Here is a 4042-nt window from a genome sequence, read left to right as displayed (position 1 = left end):
GGACCCACCCACCCCGCACGATCGACGCCCTCCAGAACGCAATCACACAGTACGAAGACGAGATCAAATCAGGCAGTAAATAATTGACGAGTCCTAGATGAAGTCCGTTTCATTGTTCTCCCGGCGCCGTAGTTGGTAGAACTCGCGCCGCTGCTCGTCGTCGGCCGACGTGAGGCGCACACCCTGCGGGAGGTATGCATGTCCGTCGTGAAACCGAACGAAGGTCTTTGACGTTCGAAACGTCACACCCAACCATTGGTTGTCCGCCGCCTGGGCGGGCGCGTCCAAGACGATCTTGTGCTTGAGCCGCCGATTCGAGTCGACAGAGAACGCGACGATACTGTTGTGGGCGAGGGGAATCTCGAACTTCTCGCCACCGGACCCCTTCGACTCGAAGATCAGCTTCCTCGGCGGGCTCGCTTCGGGATGCTGGTAGCAGGAGAAGACGGCGATAGACGACTCGTCGGCCAGATCGAGGGCTTGGTCGGAATGGCTGCCCATGGTTGTGTAGGCGTTCGTGTAGCTCTCGATGAGAGCGTTGTTGAAGCCGACCGAAAGCGCCGCACGTTCTTGGATCTGCTGCGCCAGCCGTTCGTGCACCACCCGGAAGCGCTGCGTCGGGCTGCCGTATCGCGTGGTAGTGCGCACGAGGGGCACACCACCCGCCTCGTCGATCCTGGTGAGCGTGGCGCCTCGCCGGCCTTTTCCCACGTCTTCCAGACGAGCCGACGCCGACAGCTCCGCGAAGAGGTTCCCCTCGGATGGCAAAGCGTACGAGAGGATCTCATCCGAGATCCTAGACTCGGGGGGCACCATAGTCTCCCGTGTTCATGCTGAAGAGAAATTCGTCGCCGTAATCGATGAAGGACGAGGTCCTGTTCTCCTCGGCGTACAGCCTGCGCAGCTCGTCCATGCCGGCCGGTGTGGGTGGCCCCAGCTTCACCAAGTCTTCGACCACTTTGAGGAACGTTTGGCCGTTCTTGTGAACGGCTTCGGCGCTCGAACAGCGCACCACGTATCCCAGGCGGGTCGGGAGCAACTCGGCGTCCAATGCCGAGGGCCGGACTTCATGCGTGTACAGGCGGTTGGTGGACAGCGGCATGAAGAACACGGAGCCGGGATAAAGGGTCAGGGTGAACTGCGCGGGGACGCGACCGCGTCGCGTCCTCCGGTCGGCTCCTTGAGGCGAAAGTGGAGTTTGGTCAGCCCGCTGGCACCCTTCACACCGTAGTCGAAGGCGTCTTCGGCCAGAGGCTGCAGCTTGTCGAGCCGGTCATAGAAGGTGCAGAAGGCCATGATGCCGTTGGCGGGCATGTCCTTGGTCTTGTCGGCATGGGCCGAGATCTTGGCCTTGGACTGCTTGCGCTCGGCCGTGGCAAGGGTGTTGTGGTAGATCTGGGCAAGGACGTGATTCAGCGGTGCCTGGTTCCGGAAGACGGCGGCGGCTTCGCGGTTCAGAGCCTCGACGATGCGCGTGTCGGTCGGGCGAAAGCCCTCGGTCGGCCCCGAGAGGTTCGTGGAGCACCGGAGCAGGCGAAAATGCAGTTCGTCACCGTTTCGTGTGACCGGTGTCAGATAGATCCCGCTGCGATGGGCCGTTCCGGGTTTGGTGGACTCCGTCAGGGACTGGAACTCGTGCTCCGCACGGATCCGTCCGAAGTGACCGGCGTCGAGTCCGAAGAATCGGCGGTAGTACACGCCGACGCCGTGTACGCGGACGGGAACCCGGCCGAGGTCGACGAGGGTCCAAGGTTCGTCGACGTCCTCGTCGTAACCGTGTGCCAGCTCCCGGATGACGAATACCCGGGCCGCCTCACGCAGTTGGCGGCCGCTGATCCCGGATATGTCGCCGCACAGGTAGACGGTCTTCTGCGCGAGATCGGGCGAACCAGAAACAAGGTCCTCCGGCGTGATCGTGGATCCGAAGAATTCCCTGATCACGTCGTTGTCCTGAAACATCGAAGGCGCAACCAAGATGTTGCTCGCATCCTCGATGCAGGCTTCTGCCGGCTCTGTCGCGTACATCAAACGGTACCTGCCATTCGCGGATCATCCACTGGACCTCGGCGGGTGTCAACGCCGCCTCCGTGCGAGCGAAAAGGGGGTGCGCCGGCTGGGGACCGGGGCCGGGTGGCCGGGTGACGCAACGGTCCCCGGCCACCCGGCCGTGATCATCGGTCAGACCCGGGTCACCGGCGCCTGGAGTTCCGTCACCCAGTCGTCGCGGTTCTCCGGGCACTCCAGGTTGATCTCCCGGTGGTACCCGGCCGACCGGTAGCCGTTTCCGTCGATCCAGCGGGCCAGGGTCTGGGCCGTGGGCAGCACGGTGTCCATCGAGCCGCGGTGCACGATGGTCGCCGCCTGGTCGAGGGCCGGCAGGTCGAGCACCCGGAAGACTCCGTCCTGAAGGGGGGCGGAGACCTGGACGGCGGCGTGAACGCTGATCCTGCCGTCGCCCTCCGGGGCGTCCTCGTAGTAGGCGACACCGGGGCCGGTGGGAGTGACACCCGCCGCGTCCAGGAGCCGGAACAGCTCGTCGTAGAGAGGCCCGATGACGGGGCTGATGTCGTCGGGCGCGAAACTCGCGGCGGTCGCGGTCAGCTCCGCCACCCGCACGACCGGGACGCTCTTGATGACGATGTCGTTCGTGGGCATGTGCCCCTCACTCTCGATCGCTCGGAGCCTCGCCTCGACCTGTTCCAGCCGCACGGCCGCCACAGCCATTGCGGTCTCCAGCTCGGCCCTCCGCAGCCGCAGTATGCCTCGCAGTTCCTCCGTGGCAACCTTTTCCTCCACGATGTCCTGCACCTGCTGGAGGGTGAAGCCGAGGTCCTTGAGCGCGATGACGCGGTTCAGTCGGGCGAGCTGGGCGGCGGCGTAGTAGCGATAGCCGGTGGCAGGGTCGACATGGGCCGGGTGCAGCAGTCCGGTCGCGTCGTAGTGACGCAGCATCCGGACCGAGACGCGGCCGTGCCGGGCGAAATCTCCGATGGTGAACATGATGTCTCCGAGTTCAGCGCCTGACACGGTGTGAGGGTCAAGAAGCTACCCGGCCGGCGACGAACGGCGAGAGCGAGGGGTGGCGTCGTCGGCTCCACGCCTCCAGATCGATCGGCTCACCCCAGATCACTCCACGGCCGCGCTTCAGTAGCTCCGGGGCGATCATCCATACCTGCGGATCTGTAGGGCCTGTCCGGCGGATCTTGCCGGGCGCACGACGCCGGACAAGCCCTAGGGTCGCTTGGGGATGGTGATGTCGGGGAATCCACCGGGGCAGACCAGCGTGGTGGCGTTCCCGTCGCCGGTGCAGACGATTTCGCTAGGGAAGCCGCCGCCGGGCAGCGGCACGCTGCGTTCGGTGGGGAGATGGCGGGTGGGCAGGTCGTGGCTGCCGGAGGCGATTCCGAAGCCGATGACGGCGAAAACCGCGCCGACGCCGGCGAAGAACAGGCCCACCAGAGCCGCCACGGCGAACCCGGCCTTGGCTCCCGACCGGCCCCGGTCGGCGGTCACCGCCCGGTGCGGCTGGTCGGGCAGGTACCGCACCGGCACGTGGTCGCCCACCACGCGCGGTGCGCCGGAAGCGTCTTCGAAGCGGATGTCCCGGCCGTCCGCGGTGCGGAAGCCGATGATCACGTGCCGGACCGTGCGGGTGCGCCGGTCGGAGGGATCCGATCCCGAGACCCGTTCCTGTGTCACGTACGTCTCCAGACATCGGGCCTCCGCCGCGAGTCCGACCGCCAGGATCCGTGCCCGCAGCCGGGCCCTGCGCGCCACGGCGATCGGTAGCGCCAGCCCGCCGCAGATCGCCAAGAGCCCGATGAAGCCGAAGACGTACCCGATGACGTTGCCGTCGTCAGACATATCCACCCCCGTGAACGTGCCGATCGAACACGTGAACCGCGGTCTGGGAGACGGCTGTTGGGCCCTTCTGGTTCCCGCGGATCGGCTAGGAGCGTGGGTCGGTAACGAGCAACTGGCCGGGTGGGTTTGATCGCCGCGATCGGTCGCGGTCGCCCGGTCCGTGCTCGCCGCGCCGGTG

General features: G+C 66.0%; 3 protein-coding genes and 1 pseudogene. All 4 read right to left on the bottom strand.

Annotation, left to right across the window (positions count from 1 at the left end; translation table 11 throughout):
* Nucleotides 1–93: 93 nt before the first annotated feature.
* On the bottom strand, nt 94–813 hold the full coding sequence (locus tag ACGF12_RS38040) for a hypothetical protein (protein ID WP_393041072.1): 720 nt from the start codon (nt 811–813) through the stop codon (nt 94–96).
* Nucleotides 797–2025 (bottom strand): annotated as a pseudogene (locus ACGF12_RS38035) (hypothetical protein). The gene ACGF12_RS38040 and the pseudogene ACGF12_RS38035 overlap by 17 nt, the downstream one beginning before the upstream one ends.
* A 153-nt stretch (nt 2026–2178) precedes the next feature.
* Nucleotides 2179–3000 carry a MerR family transcriptional regulator gene (locus ACGF12_RS38030; protein ID WP_393041075.1) on the bottom strand — a complete coding sequence of 274 codons (822 nt, stop codon included), beginning with the start codon at nt 2998–3000 and terminating at the stop codon, nt 2179–2181.
* 231 nt (nt 3001–3231) lie between these two features.
* The coding region (locus ACGF12_RS38025; protein ID WP_393041069.1) for a DUF3592 domain-containing protein at nt 3232–4042 on the bottom strand (811 nt) is incomplete at its 5' end.

The organism is Kitasatospora sp. NPDC048296, assembly GCF_043201815.1.
In the GTDB taxonomy this organism is placed as follows: Bacteria; Actinomycetota; Actinomycetes; order Streptomycetales; family Streptomycetaceae; genus Kitasatospora.
Note: the sequence above shows the minus strand (reverse complement) of the source record. Positions and strands in the feature narration are given on the sequence as shown.

What these genes read in the sequence shown, in the direction of transcription:
- ACGF12_RS38030 (WP_393041075.1), bottom strand. Translation starts at nt 3,000, where the DNA reads ATGTTCACCATCGGAGATTTCGCCCGGCACGGCCGCGTCTCGGTCCGG.